General features: G+C 72.3%; 1 pseudogene. It reads left to right on the top strand.

Annotation, left to right across the window (positions count from 1 at the left end):
- Window positions 1-239, top strand: a pseudogene (locus J0695_RS39595) (hypothetical protein); the annotation flags it as partial.
- Between the last annotated feature and the right edge of the window lie 28 nt (window positions 240-267).

The following is a 267-nucleotide window of genomic DNA, read 5'->3' as shown; positions in this document are numbered from 1 at the left end:
CCGACGACGACGTGATCGCCGCGGCGCTGAAGGCGGGCAAGGGGGTCACCTTCGACGCTCCGCTGAAGCTGGCGGCGAAGGGGGCGCTGCTGGCGTGGCCGGTGGCGGCGATGATCGTGCATCTGGCGCTCACGGCGCTGTTCGGGCCGCGGGATCCGGAGCCTTGGGCGTCGTATGCGACGCCGGTGCCGCCGTATCAGGAGCCGGTGCCGCCGTTGGAGAACAGGCAGGACCAGTAGCGGGGTCGTGCGCGGCCTTCGGCCGCTT

It is taken from the genome of Streptomyces beijiangensis, assembly GCF_017315755.1.
Classification (GTDB): Bacteria; Actinomycetota; Actinomycetes; order Streptomycetales; family Streptomycetaceae; genus Streptomyces; species Streptomyces beijiangensis.
Note: the sequence above shows the minus strand (reverse complement) of the source record. Positions and strands in the feature narration are given on the sequence as shown.